This is a genomic window from Reyranella sp., assembly GCF_030651995.1.
GTDB lineage: Bacteria > Pseudomonadota > Alphaproteobacteria > Reyranellales > Reyranellaceae > Reyranella.
The window spans coordinates 61902-81938 of sequence record NZ_JAUSBN010000004.1 but is presented as its reverse complement, the minus strand read 5'-3'; the positions used below and the strand labels follow the sequence as shown (position 1 = coordinate 81938).

General features: G+C 64.4%; 19 protein-coding genes and 6 pseudogenes. 20 read left to right on the top strand and 5 right to left on the bottom strand.

The window, feature by feature from the left end; genetic code table 11:
* The first annotated feature begins 29 nt into the window (after positions 1-29).
* The 3 genes from Q7V45_RS00610 to Q7V45_RS00600 are packed head-to-tail and all read left to right on the top strand — an operon-like array spanning position 30 to position 2357.
* Positions 30-626 (top strand): superoxide dismutase, encoded by a 597-nt coding sequence (locus Q7V45_RS00610; protein ID WP_304845339.1) that lies wholly within the window; start codon positions 30-32, stop codon positions 624-626.
* Between the two features lie 11 nt (positions 627-637).
* Positions 638-1258: a hypothetical protein gene (locus tag Q7V45_RS00605; protein WP_304845296.1), complete on the top strand. Its 621-nt coding sequence runs from the start codon at positions 638-640 to the stop codon at positions 1256-1258.
* A gap of 16 nt (positions 1259-1274) precedes the next feature.
* Positions 1275-2357: a Cj0069 family protein gene (locus tag Q7V45_RS00600; RefSeq protein WP_304845293.1), complete on the top strand. Its 1083-nt coding sequence runs from the start codon at positions 1275-1277 to the stop codon at positions 2355-2357.
* A 431-nt stretch (positions 2358-2788) separates the two neighbouring features.
* Here Q7V45_RS00600 and Q7V45_RS00595 read toward each other — a convergent pair whose 3' ends face one another.
* Positions 2789-3016: a helix-turn-helix domain-containing protein gene (locus Q7V45_RS00595; RefSeq protein WP_304845290.1), complete on the bottom strand. Its 228-nt coding sequence runs from the start codon at positions 3014-3016 to the stop codon at positions 2789-2791.
* A gap of 239 nt (positions 3017-3255) precedes the next feature.
* On the opposite strand from Q7V45_RS00595, the gene Q7V45_RS00590 reads away from it, so the two are divergent.
* From Q7V45_RS00590 to Q7V45_RS00555, 8 genes and pseudogenes are all read left to right on the top strand, one after another.
* Positions 3256-3519: a DUF2285 domain-containing protein gene (locus tag Q7V45_RS00590; protein WP_304845287.1), complete on the top strand. Its 264-nt coding sequence runs from the start codon at positions 3256-3258 to the stop codon at positions 3517-3519.
* 153 nt (positions 3520-3672) lie between these two features.
* Positions 3673-3918, top strand: coding sequence for a transcriptional regulator domain-containing protein (locus Q7V45_RS00585; protein ID WP_304845284.1), 246 nt, complete (start codon positions 3673-3675; stop codon positions 3916-3918).
* Between the two features lie 16 nt (positions 3919-3934).
* Positions 3935-4429: a DUF2285 domain-containing protein gene (locus tag Q7V45_RS00580; protein WP_304845281.1), complete on the top strand. Its 495-nt coding sequence runs from the start codon at positions 3935-3937 to the stop codon at positions 4427-4429.
* A gap of 140 nt (positions 4430-4569) precedes the next feature.
* Positions 4570-5457, top strand: coding sequence for a replication initiator protein A (locus Q7V45_RS00575; RefSeq protein ID WP_304845278.1), 888 nt, complete (start codon positions 4570-4572; stop codon positions 5455-5457).
* A gap of 244 nt (positions 5458-5701) precedes the next feature.
* Complete coding sequence (locus Q7V45_RS00570) at positions 5702-6166, top strand: DUF2840 domain-containing protein (protein ID WP_304845274.1); 465 nt, start codon at positions 5702-5704, stop codon at positions 6164-6166.
* A complete protein-coding gene (locus Q7V45_RS00565; RefSeq protein ID WP_304845271.1) occupies positions 6163-6675 on the top strand; it encodes a S26 family signal peptidase in 513 nt (170 codons plus the stop codon). The genes Q7V45_RS00570 and Q7V45_RS00565 overlap by 4 nt, the downstream gene beginning before the upstream one ends.
* 2 nt (positions 6676-6677) lie before the next feature.
* Positions 6678-7496 carry a lytic transglycosylase domain-containing protein gene (locus tag Q7V45_RS00560; RefSeq protein ID WP_304845268.1) on the top strand — a complete coding sequence of 273 codons (819 nt, stop codon included), beginning with the start codon at positions 6678-6680 and terminating at the stop codon, positions 7494-7496.
* Between the two features lie 192 nt (positions 7497-7688).
* Positions 7689-8778: pseudogene (locus Q7V45_RS00555) on the top strand (IS110 family transposase).
* A 406-nt stretch (positions 8779-9184) separates the two neighbouring features.
* Here the strand turns inward: Q7V45_RS00555 and Q7V45_RS00550 are convergent.
* From Q7V45_RS00550 to Q7V45_RS00540, 3 genes are all read right to left on the bottom strand, one after another.
* Complete coding sequence (locus Q7V45_RS00550; protein ID WP_370692526.1) at positions 9185-10714, bottom strand: IS66 family transposase; 1530 nt, start codon at positions 10712-10714, stop codon at positions 9185-9187.
* A gap of 69 nt (positions 10715-10783) precedes the next feature.
* On the bottom strand, positions 10784-11137 hold the full coding sequence (tnpB, locus tag Q7V45_RS00545; protein ID WP_296321565.1) for an IS66 family insertion sequence element accessory protein TnpB: 354 nt from the start codon (positions 11135-11137) through the stop codon (positions 10784-10786).
* Positions 11134-12054, bottom strand: coding sequence for a transposase (locus Q7V45_RS00540; RefSeq protein WP_304845260.1), 921 nt, complete (start codon positions 12052-12054; stop codon positions 11134-11136). Before Q7V45_RS00540 ends, tnpB begins: the two co-directional genes overlap by 4 nt.
* 363 nt (positions 12055-12417) lie before the next feature.
* Here Q7V45_RS00540 and Q7V45_RS00535 point away from each other — a divergent pair, with 363 nt between their 5' ends.
* On the top strand, positions 12418-14511 hold the full coding sequence (locus tag Q7V45_RS00535) for a DUF3363 domain-containing protein (protein ID WP_304845257.1): 2094 nt from the start codon (positions 12418-12420) through the stop codon (positions 14509-14511).
* A 133-nt stretch (positions 14512-14644) separates the two neighbouring features.
* Positions 14645-15097, top strand: a pseudogene (locus Q7V45_RS00530) (conjugal transfer protein TraG); the annotation flags it as partial.
* Here the strand turns inward: Q7V45_RS00530 and Q7V45_RS00525 are convergent.
* Positions 15085-15831, bottom strand: a pseudogene (locus Q7V45_RS00525) (type IV secretory system conjugative DNA transfer family protein); the annotation flags it as partial. The pseudogenes Q7V45_RS00530 and Q7V45_RS00525 sit on opposite strands and share 13 nt — an antisense overlap.
* Before the next feature lies 1 nt (position 15832).
* Here Q7V45_RS00525 and Q7V45_RS00520 point away from each other — a divergent pair.
* From Q7V45_RS00520 to Q7V45_RS00490, 7 genes and pseudogenes are all read left to right on the top strand, one after another.
* A pseudogene (locus Q7V45_RS00520) lies at positions 15833-16639 on the top strand (type IV secretory system conjugative DNA transfer family protein); the annotation flags it as partial.
* Between the two features lie 8 nt (positions 16640-16647).
* Complete coding sequence (locus tag Q7V45_RS00515; RefSeq protein ID WP_304845254.1) at positions 16648-17088, top strand: CopG family transcriptional regulator; 441 nt, start codon at positions 16648-16650, stop codon at positions 17086-17088.
* A gap of 139 nt (positions 17089-17227) precedes the next feature.
* Positions 17228-17790, top strand: a pseudogene (locus Q7V45_RS00510) (ATPase, T2SS/T4P/T4SS family).
* On the top strand, positions 17787-18113 hold the full coding sequence (locus tag Q7V45_RS00505; RefSeq protein ID WP_304845251.1) for a TrbC/VirB2 family protein: 327 nt from the start codon (positions 17787-17789) through the stop codon (positions 18111-18113). Before Q7V45_RS00510 ends, Q7V45_RS00505 begins: the two are co-directional and overlap by 4 nt.
* Entirely contained in the window at positions 18113-18376 is a 264-nt protein-coding gene (locus Q7V45_RS00500; protein WP_304845248.1) for a VirB3 family type IV secretion system protein, read from the top strand. The genes Q7V45_RS00505 and Q7V45_RS00500 overlap by 1 nt, the downstream gene beginning before the upstream one ends.
* Positions 18377-18386: 10 nt before the next feature.
* Positions 18387-18716, top strand: a pseudogene (locus Q7V45_RS00495) (conjugal transfer protein TrbE); the annotation flags it as partial.
* A gap of 71 nt (positions 18717-18787) precedes the next feature.
* Positions 18788-20017 carry a hypothetical protein gene (locus Q7V45_RS00490; RefSeq protein WP_304845245.1) on the top strand — a complete coding sequence of 410 codons (1230 nt, stop codon included), beginning with the start codon at positions 18788-18790 and terminating at the stop codon, positions 20015-20017.
* Positions 20018-20037 lie beyond the last annotated feature (20 nt).

The window sequence follows — 20037 nt, the reverse complement described above, 5'->3', positions numbered from 1 at the left end:
GAGCGCAGACCGCTCCTGCGGTGCCGAAGATGGAATATGCGATCAAGAAGCTGCCATTCGATCCGGCCAAGGTGAAAGGCTTCTCCGAGAAGCTCCTGGTGAGCCACTACGAGAACAATTACAGCGGCGCGGTGAAGCGGCTGAACGCCATCACGGCGCAGCTCGCGGCCCTCGACGTCGCCGCGGCACCGGTGTTCGTGGTCAACGGGCTGAAGCGCGAGGAGCTGATCGCGGCCAATTCGATGATCATCCACGAGCTCTACTTCGATGGCCTGGCCGGCGAGGGCGATCCGACGGGCGCGCTCGCCGAGGCGATGGTCCGCGATTTCGGCAGCATCGCGCGCTGGAAGGCCGAGTTCTCGGCCACCGGCAAGGCACTGGGCGGCGGTTCGGGCTGGGTGCTTCTCAGCTATTCGCCGCACGACAAGCGGCTGATCAACAGCTGGGCCGCCGACCACACCATGACGCCGGCGGGCGGGCGGCCGATCCTGGCGCTCGATATGTACGAGCACGCCTATCACATGGACTACGGCGCCCGTGCCGCCGCCTATGTCGACACCTTCATGCAGGGCATCCGCTGGAGCAACGCCCAGGCGTTGTACGAGCGCTTCTCCAGGGAAAGCTGACGGAGATGATCATGGAGAAAATCATCGCCGGCCTCGCCGTCGTGGGTATTGCGGCCGGTGCCCAGGCACAAACGATCAACTTCGACAGTGACCTGCCGGGCGCCCTGCCGGCGGGCTGGCTTTGCGGCAGCACCGGTGGCGGCGCGTCGCGCTGGTCGGTCGAAGCCGTTGCCAAGGCGGCCAGCCCGCCCAACGTGCTGAAGCAATCGGGATCGGGGCCGTTCCCGTGGTGCATCAGGCAGGGCACGTCGCTTGCCGACGGTGTCGTCGAGGTGAAATTCAAGTCGCTGTCCGGCCGCGAGGACCAGGCCGGCGGTGTCGTCTGGCGCTGGAAGGACGGCGACAATTACTATGTCGCGCGCGCCAACGCGCTCGAGAACAACATCGCGCTCTATTACACCGAAGGTGGCCGGCGCAGGACGATCAAGTACGTCGATGCACCGGTGCCAGGCAATGTCTGGCACACGCTGCGTGCCGAATTCAAAGCCTCCCACATTCGCATCCTGCTCGACGGAAAAGCCTATATCGAACTCGACGATGGCCACATCGCCGGCCCCGGCGCGGTCGGCGTCTGGACCAAGGCCGACAGCGTCACGATCTTCGACGATTTCATCTACCAGCCCGCGCCTTAGAGAGGGGCGGTAGCGGATGAGCGGCGGTGCCGCGTTTTGCGTGCATGATCGGAGATCTATCCTGACAACGACGAAACCCTTCAAGCTGGCGGTGCTATGGTCTGGCGATCGAGCTCTCCGGAGCAGCGCGACGCCCGACAACAATCGCTACAGCCGGATTTTCGCTGAGCTCGCGGCTCTGGGAATCGACGCGGTCCCGGCCATCTATGCGGACGACATGGAGTCGGAGGTCCGTGAGCAGCTGCTCCAGGTCGATGGCGTGCTCGTCTGGGTTAATCCGATTTTCGATGGCGGTAATCGTGCCGTGCTCGATGCAATGCTGCGCGATGTCGCCGCGAAAGGCATATGGGTGAGTGCCCATCCCGACATGATCCTGAAGATGGGCACGAAGGAAATCCTTTTCAGGACGAAGCATCTCGGTTGGGGAGCAGATACGCGGCTCTATAGGACACGCGACGAGTTCCGGAGCGCGTTTCCGTCTACACTGCGATCGGCCGAACCGCGCGTCCTCAAGCAGAATCGCGGCAATGGTGGAGAGGGTGTCTGGAAGGTCGAGCTTTCACCCTCGTCGATCGATCGCGTGACGGTGCTGCAGGCCACGAAGGGGAGCGTCCCGCAAGAGGTGGCGCTCGCTCGCTTCATGGAGGGTTGCGAGAGCTATCTCGAAGGCGATGGCTGTATCATCGATCAGGCGTTTCAACCCCGCCTGCCGGAGGGCATGATCCGCTGCTACATGGGGGCCGACAAAGTCGTTGGCTTCGGCCATCAGCTCATCAAGGCGCTGGTGACGTCGCCGGTCGATGGACCACCCGCGGAGCCCGGTCCCCGGATCATGCACGATACGGCGGCGCCTGCCTTCCAGGCCCTGCGGCGGAAGATGGAAACGGACTGGGTGCCGCAGATGACGAAGGTCTTGGATATCGATCGGGCATCGCTGCCGATCATCTGGGACGCGGACTTTCTCTATGGACCCAGAACGGCGGCAGGCGACGACAGCTATGTTCTCTGCGAGATCAATGTCAGTTGCGTCTTTCCGATTCCCGACGGCGCCCCCGCCGACATTGCGCGCCTCAGCCTGGCGCGATTGATTTCGCGATAGACTGTAGGCGGCCCACAGACCGGCGACTGCTATGTTCCGGTGCTAACTCTCCAATGGATTCTCTGCCGGGAAGCATGAATAGGTGCAGTCTGCAGAGGTCTCGGGGGAGACTATTAGCGCGGCCCATCGTACAGACTCCCGGTTTGCACTTGGTGACGTTGGACATCCGGTTCGACAGGGCCCCCTGGTCGAAGCGCGAGACCCCGACTAACTCTCGCTCAATCTCGACGATCCGAGTTTCAATGCGCCGATCATTGCCAACCTGATCGACGATGGGGGCACTGGAGGCCCGCGTGGAAGAGATGTCGCAACCTGGCGGCAACGCACCTATCTCAACGCGGCCGGCTGGGAGGGGATGGCGGCCGCCCGAAGCCGCCCTTCGGTTGGAGCGGGGCAGGGCGTCTTCGCCTGACGGTGACGATCCCTTGCGGTCACGACTTCGATTTCGGAGCAGGCTCCATCACGAGGTCAGCGGGACGGACGCTCAGGGCCTGCGCTATCTCCCAGATCGACAGCAGAGTGAAGTTCTGCAGCCCACGCTCGATCGCACTGATATAGGCTCGGTCCGCGCCCATGCGAACGGCGACGGCCTCCTGACTGAGGCCCGCCGCCAGTCGATATGAGCGGACGTTGGCGCCGAACACCTTGCGAATGTCCATTCGCAGGATAGGAGGCAATCGCGTATTTTGACGCTACGTACTATAATACGCGGCCATTTTGCTGGCGTGCCGATGTGTCTATGCTTTTATGCAGATCAGGCCTCGATGGCCTTCACCGCTCACATGGTGATCATATGAATTGACTGATGTGATGCGCCGCGTGCATCGCCACGGGCCCCTTAGGCTGTGACTATGCGGTGGCTGGGATCCCGGTAAACTCTCCCTGCTTATGAGCCGCGATGACTACACCTTCCTTTGACGACAGCCCCCCTGAAAGCGATCAGGTGACGGCCTATGATGAGCGGCATTTCATAACCTATCTTCGTCTGCTGGACGCTTCCGCTGAGTCCGCGAACTGGCAGGAAGCAGTGCAAATTGTCTTTGGCCTCGATCCGGCGCAAGAACCACAGCGCGCACGCTTGGTCCATGACAGTCATTTGGCGCGGGCTCGGTGGATGACCGAGAAGGGCTTTCGGCATCTGTTGCGTGCATCGCGCAACTGACAGTTATCATCAAAGAAGCGCCTTCAGATAGACGCTTTGGGACCTCTTCAGCCGACATCGCGCGTTCGGTGTTTGGGTTCTTCAACAACCGTTGGTCGCATGAAAGGCTTGCTTCGGTTAGCCCTGAGTAATCGTGTGTAAACGGAGTCTTCGATGACGAAGAGACCCGATTGGAGGTCGCCGGATTATGTCGACGCGCTGAAGAATCTGGATCGTGCTGGTTTCGCGTGGGAGTTCCTCCGGCGCAATCCCGCATACCGAGACGACTATGCCGGAATTGCCGAAGACCCGGATAAATCGGAACTGAGTTCGGAAACAGTGGGAGGGAACTGGGGGCTTTCCTTTCGCCTGCAATCCGGGCCTCAGTGGGTCGGCGGCGCCGGTTTTATGGCGGCCTGATCTGATACCTCATGCAGTGATTCTTGTTCCTGCACCTGAGGGATTTGGTAACGCCTATCGCTTCGACTCGCTTGCTGACCTGTCGCCGTTGACTGAGCGCCCTTGCGTTGTGGATGATGCCGGCGGCCCACATCATCTCTGGCTTCAAGGCATGCAGCCGGCGCTGCCGATGGCGGCGCTCGTCCCGCTGGATGAGACCGTTCTGCTGCGCCTTGCCGGCCTGTTGCGCTTCAAGCGGCGGCTCGACCGCCAACCCGTAGGCGCGCTTCCGCCCGCTTGGCGGATAACGCCCCGCCTGCGGAATCGGCTCCTCGGCATGATCCGTGCGCTGGACGGTCACCTAGCGGGAGCGAGCTATCGGGAAATTGCGCTGGTGCTTTACGGCTCGGAGACCGTCGCCCGTTTCCCTTGGAAGACGTCATCTATCAGGGGCCAGACCATTCGGCTGGTCACAGATGCGGTGGCCATGATGAACGGAGGCTATCGGAAGCTGCTGCGAGGCGGGCGGTAGCAGGCTCTCTCCCCGAAGCTCGGGGTGCCGCTTACAAGGCACGCCAGTCCGTCATCCTCCTACGCCGTCGTCCTCCGCCAAGCGGCATGTCGTGGCTTCCGCCGATGCCGCCCGGCTTCGGCGCTGATCGGAGCCAGCGCATGACCTCTCAGCAGAAGCGGGCCAGCGAGCGCAATCAGCTGCATCTGTTTCGCGCGTTGCCGGGTGACCTGGCGCCGCGGGACCAGCAGAACCTCATGGCCTATCCCTTCTTCTCGTTGGCCAAGTCCAAGCGCGTCTTGCCGATCGATTACCGCACCCGCACCGTCGCCATCCGTGTCGAGGGCGTTCCTGACCACGGCATGGCGACCATCTGGGATGCAGACGTGCTGATCTGGGCCGCCTCGCAGATCGTCGAGGCGAGAGACGCCGGACTGCAGACATCCCGCCTGATGGCGGCGACGCCCTACGAGATTCTGACCTTCGTCGGCCGCGGCACTGGCGCACGAGACTACGAGCGTCTGAAGGCCGCGCTCGACCGACTCCAATCAACGAGCGTGCTGACGTCGATCCGCCAGCCTGCAGAACGGCGACGTCACCGCTTCTCCTGGATCAACGAATGGAAGGAGACCACGGATGCCGACGGGCGACCCCTCGGCCTCGAGTTGGTTCTGCCCGACTGGTTCTATGCCGGCGTGCTGGACGACGCACTGGTGCTCACCATCGACCGGGCCTACTTCGATCTGACGGGTGGCCTGGAGCGATGGCTCTACCGCGTCGTGCGCAAGCATGGCGGACGCCAGGCTGGCGGCTGGAGCTTCGATTTTCTGCATCTGCACGCGAAGTCCGGCAGCCTCTCGCCGCTCAAACACTTTGCCTACGACGTGCGCGAGATCGTGCGTCGTCAGGCGCTGCCAGGTTACCGGCTGGTCGTCGATCGTGGTCCGCGCGGGTTGGAGCGTCTCGCTTTCATGTCGGTCCTCAGCGACCCCTTCGTCACGACGTTGAAGCGAGACGGGCGAACCTTCCGTCCTGGGGACGGACTGTGAGTCGCCTCGTGCTATCGGGGACGGCGACTATCGTGCCATCGGGGACCCGATCCTCGTGCTATCGGGGACCGCAATCAGGGAAAAGTCGTTCGCGCTCAACAGTTTGGCGCGGCCTTAACTTCCCTAACTCAGATTCCTTCGGAATCTGTCTAACGGACCGCATTCATCCACCGTCTGGGATAACAGGTTGCCCGGCAAAGGGACTGCGGCTGAGCGTGCTTGCGACACGTGAGGGAGGTCTTGCTTGAGCGACCTCACGCATGTCGAGCTCCTGTGGTTCGAGAAGCAGGCCGAACACTGGATCCGCTTTGGCCGTGCCGCACAGGAGCAGATCCTCGATCGGCGGCGGCGCGTGCTCTCCTTTGCTCCGGGCAGCGTCTTCGCCTTCGTGCGCTGGGCGGCCAACGAGTACGGCACGGTCGCGTCGCGGATCGACATCCTGCGCGCCGTCCGGGCCAGCGAAACCTGCGCGACCGTTCCGTTTGTACGACCAGGCGCCGACATCCTGCTGCGGACGTCCGGTTGGCCCAAGGTCAAGCACGTGCTGCAGATGATCGACATCGTTGAGGCGCTGGGCATCGATGCGGCCGATGCCGCCCCGGACTATTGGCGTCACATTCACAATCGCCTGTCGGTCGGCGAAGCGCTCCGGCCCTATACCTTGGCGCGGCACAAGGCTTGGCTTCTGCGGCAGCGGATCGGCTCATGAACGGGCGGAAGCGCGTGCTTGTGGCCATGCTCGCCGGTGTCGTCATCCTGGCGGTGAGCGCTGGCAAAGGTGCACTTCCACTCTTCATGTGGAATGCCTCGGCAAGCGTGCCCGTGGGACTCTACCGGCTGCAGTCGATCGACAAACTCTACGCTGCTGAGCTGGTCGTCGTCGTGCCACCAGAGCCGCTCGCGAGCTTCCTCGTTGAGGGCAACTACCTGCCGCGCGGCGTTCCCATGCTCAAGCACGTCCTGGCGCTTCCCGGGCAGACCGTCTGCCGACGAGGGCTTGCCATCCTTATCGATGCGAAGTTGGTAGGCTTGGCCCGCGAGCGCGACGGACGGGGCCGACCACTTCCGTCCTGGCAAGGCTGCCGCGTCGTCGCGGCAGACGAACTCTTCCTGATGAACTGGCAATCGGCTGACTCGCTGGACGGACGATACTTTGGTCCGACCCCAACGTCTGCCGTAGTTGCCTATGCGCGTCCCGTCTGGATCGAGAAGGAGTGATCATGCACCGCATTCACGCCCACACAATGTTGCGTTTGTTGACGACGCGCTGCGACCCACCCTCGTTTCCGGCCAAGTCCCCGGGAGCCGTCGTGCGATCGTTCGCTTTGGTAACGGTGATCACGCTGGTGGTGACCGCAGCTGGATTTGCCGAGAAGGCACATGCCGAGCCGCCTCTCGCTGCGCAGTCGGCGAGCGCAGCGGCTGTCGATCCCTATGCCGCCTTTGTCCACGAAGCTGCGCAGCGCTTTGGTGTGCAGGCGTCCTGGATCAGCGCCGTATTGGCTGTAGAGAGTGGCGGAAATGTGCGCGCACTCTCCTCGCAAGGCGCCATGGGGTTGATGCAGATCATGCCGGATACTTGGGCTGACTTGCGTGCTCGTCATCGGTTGGGCGCCGACCCCTATGATCCTCGCGACAACATTCTCGCTGGCGCCGCGTACTTGCGCGAGATGCATGATCGCTACGGCGTCCCCGGCTTCCTGGCCGCCTACAATGCAGGCCCGCGGCGTTACGATGACTATCTGGCGGCGGGGCGGGAGCTGCCTGTGGAAACTCGGCGCTACGTCGACATGCTCGCCCCGTTGATCGGAGACGAACAGGTCAACAACGCGGCGACTCTTACCCGCCGTGTCATGAGATGGCAGGAGTCGCCGCTGTTTGCAGCGCGTACCCGTGAGAGCCCCGCAGCCATGCCGTCGTCTCGGCGCACGTCATCGGAGCGAGCATCGGCCGGTCGTTATGTTGGCGGTGCATCTGCGCTGGCGCCGCCAGCTGATGGACTGTTTGTACGCCACGGCACCGCAAGTCGGTTGCCGTGATGCGGAGCGTTCGTGGATGCCGGCATTCGGTCAGATTGTCGAAGGAGCTCATGAGGCTTCTCGGCCCAGGATCCTGAATCATGGACTGCGGCCCGTAATCGGTGTGCTCCGTGCGATGTCGGTGACGATCAGCTCTCCGGTGCGCCTGCTGTTAACGTCGCTGCGGTGAAGCAGCATCGCGGGAGGCGGGCGATGGAATTCTTCTCGGGTTTCGACGTCGGGATGGAGCGGACGGCGATCTGCGTGGTCGACGACAAGGGCGAGGTGCAGATGCAGACGGAGGTGGTGACCGATCCGGACACGATCGCGGCCGCTCTCAAGCGGTTCCTGCCGCGGCTGCGGCGCGCCGGTCATGAAGCAGGGTCGCTGTCACCGTGGCTGCAGCCCGAGCTGGCCAGGCGCGGCTTGCCGGCCGTCTGCCTGGAGACCAGGCATGTGCGCGCGGCCATGTCGGCCCAGCGCAACAAGACCGATGCCACGGATGCATTGGCCTTGGCGCACATCGTGCGGACCGGCTGGTTCCGCCAGGCCCATATCAAGACGGAGAGCTGCTATCGGCTGCGGCTTCTGCTGACGCAGCGGCGCAACCTCAAGCGCAAGGGTGCTGGACCTCGAGAACACCATTCGGCATTCGCTGAAGGCCTTCGGCATCCGCATCAAGGGCACCGGGCGCACCGGCTTCGACGCGGCGGTGCGCGAAGCGGTGGCAGGCGATGCGCTGACCAGCGAGCTGATGGACGCCATGTTGGCGGCACGGGCGGTGCTATGGAAGCAATACTGCCGGCTGCATGATCTGGTGGTGAAGTTCGTCGCCCGTCACGAGGTCTGTCGGCGCTTCATGGCGATCCCGGGGGTCGGTCCGGTGACGGCGTTGAGCTTCGTGACGGCGATCGACGATCCGTTGCGCTTCCGTCGTTCGCGCGACGTGGCGGCGTACTTCGGCCTGACCTCGCGACGCTGGCAGTCCGGCACCTCGGTAGACGTGCAGGGACGCATCAGCAAGGCCGGCGACGGTGATGTTCGTCGCGCATTGTACGAGGCGGCATCGGCCTTGATGACGCGCTTCAAGGGCCGCGACAAGGTGCGCACTTGGGGTCTGGCGCTGGCCAAGCGCAGCTGCCACCGCAAGGCGACGGTGGCCGTGGCGCGCAAGCTGGCTGTCATCATGCACGCCATGTGGACGGACGGAACCTGCTACGTCGGTGACGCGGCGGCCAGCGCCGGCGATCGTGCGGCGCGCGCCGCCCGCAAGGACGGCAAGCTGCTGGGCGCCCAGGCATGAGCGCACGCCCGACACCTTCGATGCTGCGGCCCGTCATCCCGACGGCCGCCACCTGAACGATGGAGCTCCGCTGCGGCGGATGAGGACTGGTGCAGACCAAGGACGACGGAACGCACGTTATCTTGCCTGTGGCCGACACCGTCACGGTATCTTCGGACCACGCCCGATTGCCTGTGATGATGCTCCGTCAATCCGATGGAAAAATGCGCCGCGACGGTTCGAGCGCTGCACGACCGCAGCCAATCCAACCCGTCGATGAGCGCGGAGGACTGCACGGCGCACCAGAACTCTCTGCTGTCGTGGCCGAGCGTACTGCCGCGAAGAGAACAAGGACGTTGCGTGCTATAGAGGAGAGACGACGATGGCGAAGAAGATCAGACGTATGCGTCCGGTTTTCGCACGTCGCTCAGGTCTTGACGTGATTCGCGGCCTTCCAAGCCCACGGCAGCAGCTCGTCGATTCGGTTGATTGGGTGCCCGCCGACCATCCGCGTCAGAACATCGTGCAGATAGGCGTATGGTTCGACGCCATTCAACTTGCAGGTTTCGATGAGCGTGCACACCGTCGCCCAACGGGCTCCGCCGCCATCGCTGCCGGCGAAGAGATGATTCTTGCGCCCAAGCGCCACCGGCCTGATGGCCCGCTCGACCGGGTTCGTGTCGAGCTCGATGCGGCCGTCGTACAGGAATCGGGTCAACCCATTCCAGCGCGCGAGTGCGTACCGCATCGCCTCGGCGAGTTTTCCGCGGCCAGGCAGATGCGGGAGGTGTGTTTCCAGCCAGATCTGCAGCCCGTCGATGATCGGCTTGGCGAGCGTCCGTCGCGCGGCCAGCCGGTGCGCCGACGACTGACCGCGCACCTGCGCTTCGACAGCATAGAGGCCGGCGATCCGGCGCAGAGCCTCGTGTGCCAACGGCGTATCTTCGGCTTGCGCGACCTCATAGAACTTGCGCCTCGTATGGGCCCAGCAGGCGGCGAGCACGACGTCGCCCCGTATCGTCAGCCGCTCGAAGCCGGCATAGCCATCGACGTGCAGCACTCCCTTGAAGTGTTCCAGATGCGCCGCTGGCCGCTCCGCCCTCCGGTCCGGCGCGAAGATGTAGACCGCCGCGGGCGGCGCCGGTCCGCCCCATGGTCGCTGATCACGCGCATAGACCCAAAGCCGCCCAGTCTTCGTTCGTCCACGGCCCGGATCGAGAACCGGGATTGGCGTGTCGTCGGCGAACAGATGATCGGAGGCGAACACGTCCTTGCGCAGGCGATCGTCCAGCGCCTCGAGCCACCAGCACGCGCCGCCGACCCAGCCGGCGAGAGTCGAGCGCTCCAGCTCGACGCCGTGGCGGGCGAAGATCTGCGCTTGCCGATAGAGTGGAGTGTGGTCGCAGTACTTGCTGACCAGCACCTGGGCGAGCAACGCCGGTGTCGCCAGCCCACCGGCGATCGGCCGTTCCGGCGCGGGCGCCTGGGCCACGGTCTTGCACGTGCGACAGGCGTATTTCGGGCGCGTGATGCGCAGTACACGGAGCTGGGCGGGAACCCAGTCCAGCATCTCGCTGACGCTCTCGCCAATGCTGTGCAGGACACCTCCACAACACGGACAAGCGCCGTTCGCCACGTCGATCACGACCTCTTCGCGAGGCAGATGATCGGCCAGCGGCTTGCGCCGTGGCCGCTTGTCGGCGATCTCGACGGCTTCCTTCGGATCGCTCGCTTCGGCGCGCCCGATGTCGCTATCGAGATCTTCCAGACCGAGGGCGAGCTGATCGGGATCGAGGCGCTCGGAACGGCGGCCGAACTGCGTCCGCTGAAGCTGTTTGATGATCGTCTGAAGTCGCTCGATCTCGCCGTCACGATGCTCGACGACGGCCGCCATGTCGCGCAGAAGACCGTGCAGCAGGGCCATGTCGGACGGCAGATTGTCGAGATCGAGCCGCATGCCCGATTCTACTTTTGTTCGAGTCGGCGACCAAGAACTTTTCCTTCCTGGTGCTTCAGTTGCATCGCTTTAGCCGACTCTCGCAGGCCTCCAGACGCGTTCGGGCGAGCGCCAGTCTATGCCTTCGATCAACATGGCCAGCTGCGCCGGCGAGAGCGTCACCGCGCCGCCGGGTTCATACATGCGTGGCCATACGAAGCCGCCCCGATCGATGCGCTTGGTGAACAGGCACAGCCCGTTCCCATCCCAGAACAACACCTTCAGGATCGACGCCCGTTTACCGCGGAAGGCGAACAGATGGCCCGAGAAGGGGTCTCGCTTCAGCTGCTCCTGGACCAACGCGGCAAGCCCGTCCATTCCCTTCCTCATGTCGGTGTAACCAAGCGCCAGGTGCACCTTCACGCCCGCCGGAACGATCATCATCGCTTGTTCTCCTGCTCGGCGACGTGCACCCGGACCGCCTCTGGGTCGGTGCCCTCGGGTGCGAACACACGGCGCCCGTCAGACAGGTCGACCGCGGTCATGCCGTCGGGAACCGGGAGAAGATCCGGCAGCACGAGCGCACCTCCGTTGACACCCGCGCCGCTCGTCTTCTCTGTCCCGGCCACGGCGACCGACACCAGCCTGGCCGGTTGCTCCGCACCAAAGCCGAACTGGATGCGCCAACGGAACACCATGCTGGTGGAGATGTCATGGCGCCGGCACACCGCCGCCACGCTCACTCCAGGCGCCTCCGACTCCATGACGATCGCCAGCTTCTGTTCATCGCTGAAGCTGCGTCTGTTCGACCGCCGATCGTACTGCGGCCCGGCCGTCGGCGGTTCTGTCAACGCCGTTTCGACGGAGAGATCCTTAGCAGCGCTGCTAACACCGCTGCTTATTTTCGGGCGAGCACTGGGATGAAGCCGGGCGCGCCAGTCGATCGCAACCTCGCCGCTGTCGATCAGATCTCGCCAGCGGCGCAGGCTGTGCTGCGAGAGCTTCGTCGCCGCGGCATACTGCCTGACGGTCATGCCGCTCCAGTTCAGCGTCTCGACATGCATCGCCCAGTACGCCTGGACCGCCTGGTTGCGCTTGTCTTCGGACAGCTTGAACCGGCGCCCCTTGCGACGTCTGCGATGCTCGTCGTGCTCGGTTTCGGCAAGGATTCGGGCGTTTTGCACACGGATCTTGGCCACTTCAACATCGGCGATCGCACGCAGCCAACGTGTAAACGTCGTGTCCGTGAGATGGTGCGTCCGACAGTAGCGGCGCTGCGACAGGCCGCTGCGCTGCCAGGCCTCGATGTGCACAGCCCACCACTCTCGGCGCGCCGCATTCTCAAAATGTTTCGTTGCCACCGGAGAACCTCCCATGAACGAAGGAACCCGATTTGGACCGACGGTGCACTTGCTGAAGGTCGTGCAAGACTCGGACGCTTACGATCAGACTCATCCCCCCGATTAGGACGGCAAGATAAAGCGGGTTGCCCCGCTGTCGGCGCGGTGCGCCTAAGTGTCTGTCTGCACGTTGTTTTTCGAGCAACTTAGATCGCTATGGAGTCGTGCGTGAGCGGCTCTCGAATCGATTTGTCGTTTAATTTCAACGCTCTGACCGCCGTCGCACAAGATCGACCCCGCCCCGAACGACCCTTTTCTACGCTCCGACCCGATACGCGTGGCTGACCTCTTGCGGATATTCCGGCGGCTTCCGATCGTCATGCCATGGCACGCGACGACGATGATTTTCGACTTCGGCCGGGCAAGATCCGGGATCATGCCCGGGCGAGCGGCGGCCGCCGTGTTCAAGGCCGTCCGCCGAGCTTCACCGGACAGGTTCAACAGGCCATCCGGCGAGCTGGCGGCGATCCTTCACGGTTGAACGGGGCCGAGAAGAGAAGCAGCAGGTTCAATGACCGAGGTCGCGGGGTGGCGGCAGCGGCGGCGCTGAGGGGCCGCAGTCCCTGGAGCCGGACCGGCGGTCTTCGCTCACGATCACGGCGCGTCGCGGTCAAAGCCCGGGTTGTGAAGCTCAATCCACAGCGCGGCGGCGCCCGAGGGCGACAGTTCGCCAGTGCGAAGTCGGTCGACGCCCACCTGCGCTACCTGCAGCGCGATGGCGTGACGAAGGACGGGGCGAAAGGGCAGGTCTATTCGGCCAGCCGGGATGTCGAGGACGGGCGAGCTTTCGTCGAGCGCGGTCGCGAGGATCGTCACCAGTTCCGGTTCATCGTGTCCGCCGAGGAAGGTGTCGAGCTTTCCGATCCGCAGACTACCACTCGTGAGCTGATGAAACAGATGGAGGTCGATCTCGGCACCAGGCTCGACTGGATCGCCGTCGATCACCACAACACCGGCCATCCTCACACCCACATCATCGTCCGGGGTGTCACTGACGACGGCAAAACGCTCAATATCGCCGGCGACTATATCGCCTTCGGAATCCGGGAGCGCGCAAGCGAGGTGGTGACCCGGGAGCTCGGTCGCCAGTCCGAGCAGGATGTGTCCCGCAGCCTGGAGCGGGAGGTTGATGCCGATCGCTTCACCAGGCTTGACCGCATGCTGCTCGCCGAGCAGCGGAGCCGGAACGAGTTCGCCGACCTGCGGCCAGACAGGGATACGCTCGAGAGCGTGCGGCAGAATCGGGCCCTGTTGATCCAACGGGCCCGCAAACTGGAACGGATGGGATTGGCTAGTGAGGTGGAGCCTGGGCGCTGGTCGGTGTCACCCAGGGCGGAGTCCGTGTTGCGGGAGCTGGGCGAGCGCGGCGATATCATCAAGTCTATGCACCGGGCGTTGGACCGGGAGGGGCTGGCTGATGCCCGTTCGATGGCAGGCTATGTGGTTCACCGGGAGCACGTCACCGAGTCGATTGTCGGGCGTGTGATCGACAAGGGGCTGGGCGGCGACGAGATGGGCGAGCGGGTGCGGCTGGTGATCGACGGCGTCGACGGGCGTGTCCACCATTTCGAGATGGATCCCACGCGCGCCGATGATATCCAGCGCGGCATGATCGTGGCGGCCGGCGCCGCGCAGACTGGACCCCGGGCCTCGGATCGCAACATCCTGGCGATTGCTGGCAAGGAGGGCATCTATCGGCCCTCGAAGCATCTGGAGCAGGCCGTAGCCACGATCGATCGCTTCGGCGGCGATCCCTCCGCCTACGTCGGTTCCCATGTGCGACGCCTGGAGGCGTTGCGTCGCGCGGGTCACGTCGAGCGCATCGATAAAGATCAGTGGCGCATCCCGGCCGACCTTCCCGAGCGTGGACAGGCCCTCGATTTGGCGCGCGACCGGACGGCCGGGCGGGTGAGTGTTCTCTCTTCTAGCGGCCTCGACCAGCAGATCAGCCACGACGGCGCGACCTGGCTCGACCGCGAGCTGGCGTCACGCCAACGAACCACTCTAACAGACAGCGGCTTTGGACTCGAAGTCATGGAGGCGTCGGCCAAGCGTCGCCGTTGGCTGGTCAACGAGGGGTACGCCACCGACCTGGGCAACGGCCGCATCCGTGCGCCACGGGATCTGGTGGCGCGGCTGGAAGCCCGCGAGATCGAACGCGCCGGCAGGGCGCTCGCCGCGGACCGGGGACGGGAATGGTGGGCCGCGGTTCCTGGCAGCCCCGTCAACGGTCAGCTCGTCGGCTCGACCCAGCTCGCCAGTGGCCGGTTCGCCATGATCGATGACGGGCTGGGCTTCAGCCTGGTCCCGTGGCGGCCGGTCCTCGAGCAGCGCATCGGCCGCGTCGTCTCGGGCATCGCGTTGCCAGGCGGAGACGTGAATTGGTCGCTCGGGCGAAATCGGGGGCTGGGGCTCTGACCGATGAACGAGCGAGACGATGGCGCGTAGGCATTTCTGGTGCCTGTCCGAATTGCACGCCTGCGCCGCCGCGCAAGCGCTCCGCGCGAGCTCTCTGTTGCATCGATGAAGCCTGACGATTTGATCTTGTCGCATGTCCGCGACCAAGATCCTGTGGGGGCAGATCACCCTCGTCTTCGCTATCGTACTCGTTACCCTGTGGGCGGCGACGCAATGGACGGCCTGGCGGCTGGGTTATCAAACTCAGCTTGGCCCACCCTGGTTCGAACTTTTTGGCCTGCCGCTCTACTTCCCGCCGACCTTCTTTTGGTGGTGGTACGCCTTCGACGCCTATGCGCCCGCCATCTTCGTCGAAGGTGCCTGTATTGCGGTCTCGGGCGGGTTCATCTCGATAGGCGTCGCGATCGGCATGTCGGTCTGGCGCGCTCGCGAAGCCACGAACGTCGCCACCTACGGCTCGGCTCGTTGGGCGACCGTGCGCGAGGCGCGCACTGCGGGACTGATCGGCGCGGACGGGGTCGTGCTCGGAAAGCTCGATACCGACTACCTGCGCCATGACGGACCTGAACATGTCTTGTGCTTGGCATGAAGCTCTTCCGTCAGACGGCGGCCGATCTGATTCAATATCAGTCGAACCAGGGGTTTGGTCCGGCTGATATCGGACGGCGGCACCACGAGGTAGAGCGTCGTCGGCCGCTCATCCTCGACGAGGTCGCAAATGCGCCATTCGCACCGGCGCGTGACCTGCGCGACGACGGGATCCCGGTACAGTCCGAGGAATGACATGGCGGTCGACAGCACACCGGACCGTTCGTTCTCGCTCTTGTTCAGCAACTCTCGCGCCGCCGAGGCAATGACCGGATGGACGCCGGCTTCGCCGAGATGCGGCGTCGTCATCATCGCCCGCAGCGTCGTCTCGATCGGCTGCCTCGGATCTGACAGGAAGGCCGCAACCCCGGCCAGCGTCTTGTCGGCCCCGGCGTACAGGACATGCAGGATCGCACCCACCAGCAGGGCGTGACTGGTCTTCTCCCAGTGGTTTCGCCGTTCCAGTGCTCCTTCAGGGTCGACGAGGACGTCCGCAATGTTCTGGACGTCCCGGACCTCCCATTCTCCACGGCGAACCTCCAATAGCGGATTGTAGGCAGCTGATTGCGCATTGGTCGGATCGAACAGGAGCACGCGACCATGACGGGCACGGAAGCCCGAAGTCAGTTCCCAGTTTTCGCCCTTGATGTCGTGGACGATCGAGCTGCCCGGCCAGGTCAGCAGGGTCGGCACGACCAGGCCGACACCCTTGCCGCTTCGCGTCGGCGCAAAGGGCCGGCGCCACCGATTGCTGCTCATGCTGGATGAGTTTCCGGCGTTGGGCCGCCTCGACTTCTTCGAATCGGCGCTCGCCTTCATGGCGGGGTATGGGCTGAAGAGCTTCCTCATTGCCCAATCGCTCAACCAGATCGAGAAGGCTTACGGTCCGAACAACGCCATTCTCGACAACTGTCATGTCCGCGTGTCCTTTGCCACCAACGACGAACGCACAGCCAAGCGCGTGTCGGATGCGCTCGGCACAGCGACCGAGATTCGAGACGCCCGGAATTATGCCGGCCACAGGCTGAGCCCCTGGCTCGGCCATCTCATGGTCTCGCGACAGGAAACGGCCCGACCTCTGCTGACGCCCGGCGAGGTGATGCAACTGCCGGCCACCGATGAATTGGTGCTGGTGTCCGGCTGCCCACCGATTCGGGCGAGGAAGGCACGGTACTACGAGGACCGCCGGCTGACCGAGCGTCTGCTTCCGCCACCAAGGCCAGACGAGCCGAAGGTCGCCGGCCCGTCATCAGATGACTGGAGCGGAGCTCCCGTTCCAGCGAGTTCGGCCGCCGGTGAGGGTGTTGCGGGCCCTGCGGTGCATCCCGTCGACGATCCTGCCAACGGCGGAATCCGGCGAGAGCCGGAGCTTGCCGAGCATGAAGACATCGCACCCGAACCCCCGAAGCCTTCGGCGGAGTTCTTGTTTGGCGAGGATGAGGCCGACGAAGATGCCGTGCGGGTGCGTGCGTTGCGCGCAACCGCCCGAGGTCTGGCGCGCCAGGCCGCGCTGGATCCTGGCGACGGCATCGACCTCTGAGCTGTGGCATGCGAACCAAGCATACATTCCGCCTTTCACCCGATCTGGCGTTGAAGCTTGCCGACTACGCCACCCGCAAGCGCGTTCCGCAGGCCCACATCGTGGAAGCCGCCCTCGCATCCTTCCTGTCGCCGGACGGGTCCGAAAGACTGGAAGGGGCGCTCGGCCGCCGGTTGGACCGGCTCGTCCGGCAGGTTGAGCGCCTGGAGCGCAACGTCACGATCTCCAACGAAGCGCTGGCGCTCTTTGTGCGCTTCTGGCTGACGGCGACGCCCTCTTTGCCGGATACGGCCCAGCCTGCCGCGCAAGCCAAGGGCCGGGAACGTTACGAGGGGTATGTTGAGGCACTCGGCCGCCGCCTGGCCAAGGGTCGGGCGTTGGCAGACGAGATCTCCCAGGAACTCGCGTCTGCGGATGAAGTGGCGGATGAAGGAAGCGATCAGTCCTGAGCCGAGCCGCCGTCCGCCTGCCTTTGTACGCCAGTGCACTACGTCCCCCTCGACCTTGTTGCGCCGACCCATTTCCTCCTCTTTCTAATCGACCCCATTCAACGACCGCTGCTCGCACGGTCCTGCAATCGGGGTGACAATGACGGTCCATTCCTTCCAGGCTGAGGTGATCTCCCGCGGCGCGCGCATGCTGCGGACCGCCTTGGGGCCCGCTATCGCGGCATGGCTTGAGGATCCGTCAGTGGTTGAGGTGATGCTCAATCCCGACGGTCGACTTTGGATCGACCGGCTGTCGAGCGGTCTGGTCGAGACTGAGGAGCGTCTCAACGCTGCCGAAGGCGAGCGCATCGTCCGGCTCGTTGCCCATCATGTCGGGGCCGAGGTCCACCCCGGCAGTCCCCGCGTGTCGGCGGAGCTGCCCGAAACGGGCGAGCGCTTCTCCTCAAGGCATGGGGCACCGGCCATCCCGGGGGCATCGGCACCATTCACGCCGGCACGGCGCGGGGCGCTCTGCGGCGCCTCGAGCAGCTCATCCAGGAGGCGGTGGTCACTGTTCCGCGCGCTTTGATCGCCGAGACGATCGACGTGATTGCCGTGTTGTCGGGTCGCGGCAACGCGCGCCGGCTGACCGAGCTCACCCGCGTGGACGGTCTCGGCATCGACTCGGACTACGCACTTTCACCTGCAGGAGACTTTCAATGATGCACATCGCATTACGGCGCGCCGTCGCCGCGACCGTCATCTTCTCTTCAAGTTTGCTGGCTTACTCATCCGCGGCCTACGCGGCGGGATCCAGCATGCCCTGGGAACAACCATTGCAGCAGGTCCTTCAATCGGTCGAAGGCCCGGTGGCCAAGATCGTTGCCGTGATCATCATCATCGTCACGGGCCTCACCCTGGCCTTCGGTGACACGTCGGGCGGCTTCCGACGTCTGATCCAGATCGTGTTCGGCATCTCGATCGCCTTTGCCGCGTCGAGCTTCTTCCTGTCGTTCTTCTCCTTCGGCGGCGGGGTTCTCGTCTGATGATCGACCCAGTTCCCGGCTTCGTGGTGCCGCTTCACCGCGCCCTGACCGAGCCGATCTTGCTCGGCGGCGCGCCACGATCGATTGCGATCCTCAATGGCACTCTGGCCGCCGCCTTGGGCCTCGGCCTGCGCTTGTGGATCGCCGGCTTTCTGATCTGGCTGATCGGCCACGGACTGGCGGTCTGGGCAGCCCGGCGCGACCCGCTCTTCGTCGAGGTAGTGCGCCGCCACCTGCGCATCCCCGCTCGACTCGGCGTGTGAGGACCAGGGCATGATGAACCTTGCCGAATACCGAAACTCGGCCACGCGCCTTGCCGACTTCCTGCCGTGGGCGGCGCTGGTCGCTCCCGGCGTCGTTCTCAACAAGGACGGGTCCTTTCAACGCAGTGCGCATTTCCGGGGGCCCGATCTCGATTCGGCCGTTCCCGCGGAACTCGTCGGCGTCGCCGGGCGCCTCAACAACTCGCTGCGCCGCCTGGGCTCCGGCTGGGCGATCTTCGTCGAGGCCCAGCGACTGCCGGCCAGCACCTACCCGGAGAGCAGCTTCCCCGATGCAGGGTCCGCCCTGATAGACGCCGAGCGAAAGGCGGCGTTCGAGGAGGAGGAGCGATCGCCGAGCTCTGGCGGCTCAGCCCGCCTGGCCCTAACAATATCCTCGCGCATCCGGCATTCGTGCGTCTGCGCGAGGCCTGCCGTGACGACTACTACGGCACGGGGAAGACGGGCCCCGCATTCGCGCTCTCGACGGCGTTGAGGGCGTTGGGGCTGCCGTGCCATCTGCAAAAGGACACCGTCCATTTGGCGCTTCCAGTGGAAGAGGCGGCGGCGGGTCTCGACGCGGCGCTCCGTTCCACGCGTTCCACGCGGGTGCATCTCGCGCCGCTCGATCTAGCGGATGACCTATCGCCGCTTGCTTTCGGCCGGGCGAAGCTATGCCGGCTGACGCCGGACGAGTTGCGGGTGCTCTTCGATGAGCGCCGCCTAAAGCGGGTCTATCCGCGGCTGGAACTGGACGCCGAACGGCTGTCGGAGTTTCACTGGCTGGTCATCGAGGAGACGGTGGCGTTCAAGCACGGGCCGGAAGTGCGGGCGGTCCCGTTTTTCTCGATGGATCTCAGCCAGGATCTGGGGCAGATCGAGCCGCACAAGGGACGTTTTCCAGGCGCCTTCGACGAAGCGCTGTTCTTCCTCCTGCTGGCGCCCTGGGAGAGTTGGTCGACGATGCCGGAAGTGGACTGGCGAGGATTCCGCGTGCCGTGGGTTTACACCGTCGACAGCGACATTTTCGTGCGTCCAGGCTCGCCGCCATCACCCGACACGCTGAGCTGGGAAGATCGCATTTATGATGACGGCTATGGCGGAACCTACGAAGAAGAGCGGCCAGTCGAGCTGCGCCTTGAGGACAACGCTACGACCGAGCTGACTGTTTGGGACCAGAGCCGGTGGGTGATCGTTGAGCAGGCGAAGCAATCGGTTCTGTTTGAGACGCCGGTCGCCCATTTCCTGATCCGCGCCTTCCTTGCCGAAGGCGTGGATGAATTTCTCGCCCACATCACAACGATCGAGGCGGCGCTGGGGCTGCGCGCCGACTATCAGAAGAGTTTCCGTGTTGCGCCTGATCGCCATAAGGGAATGCGCGCGACGAACCGGATGCGAGGGCGTGTCGCCGGCTTGCTCGGTAACCGTAGCCACGCTGACCAGTATGAGCAGCTCTTCGACATAAGAAGCGCCTTCCTGCACGGCTGCGCCATGACGGACATCTCGACCCGAGAGCAGGTAATGGCCCGTTCGCTGGCTCGTCAGGTCGTAGAGGCGCTGATCTTGGCGACGCAATCGGGACAGCTCCCGTCGCGCGAGGATTTTCTGGACAGCCTGCTCGATAAGGGCGCGCCGCTGATCTAGCGGCGCTGACCCGCCAAGCT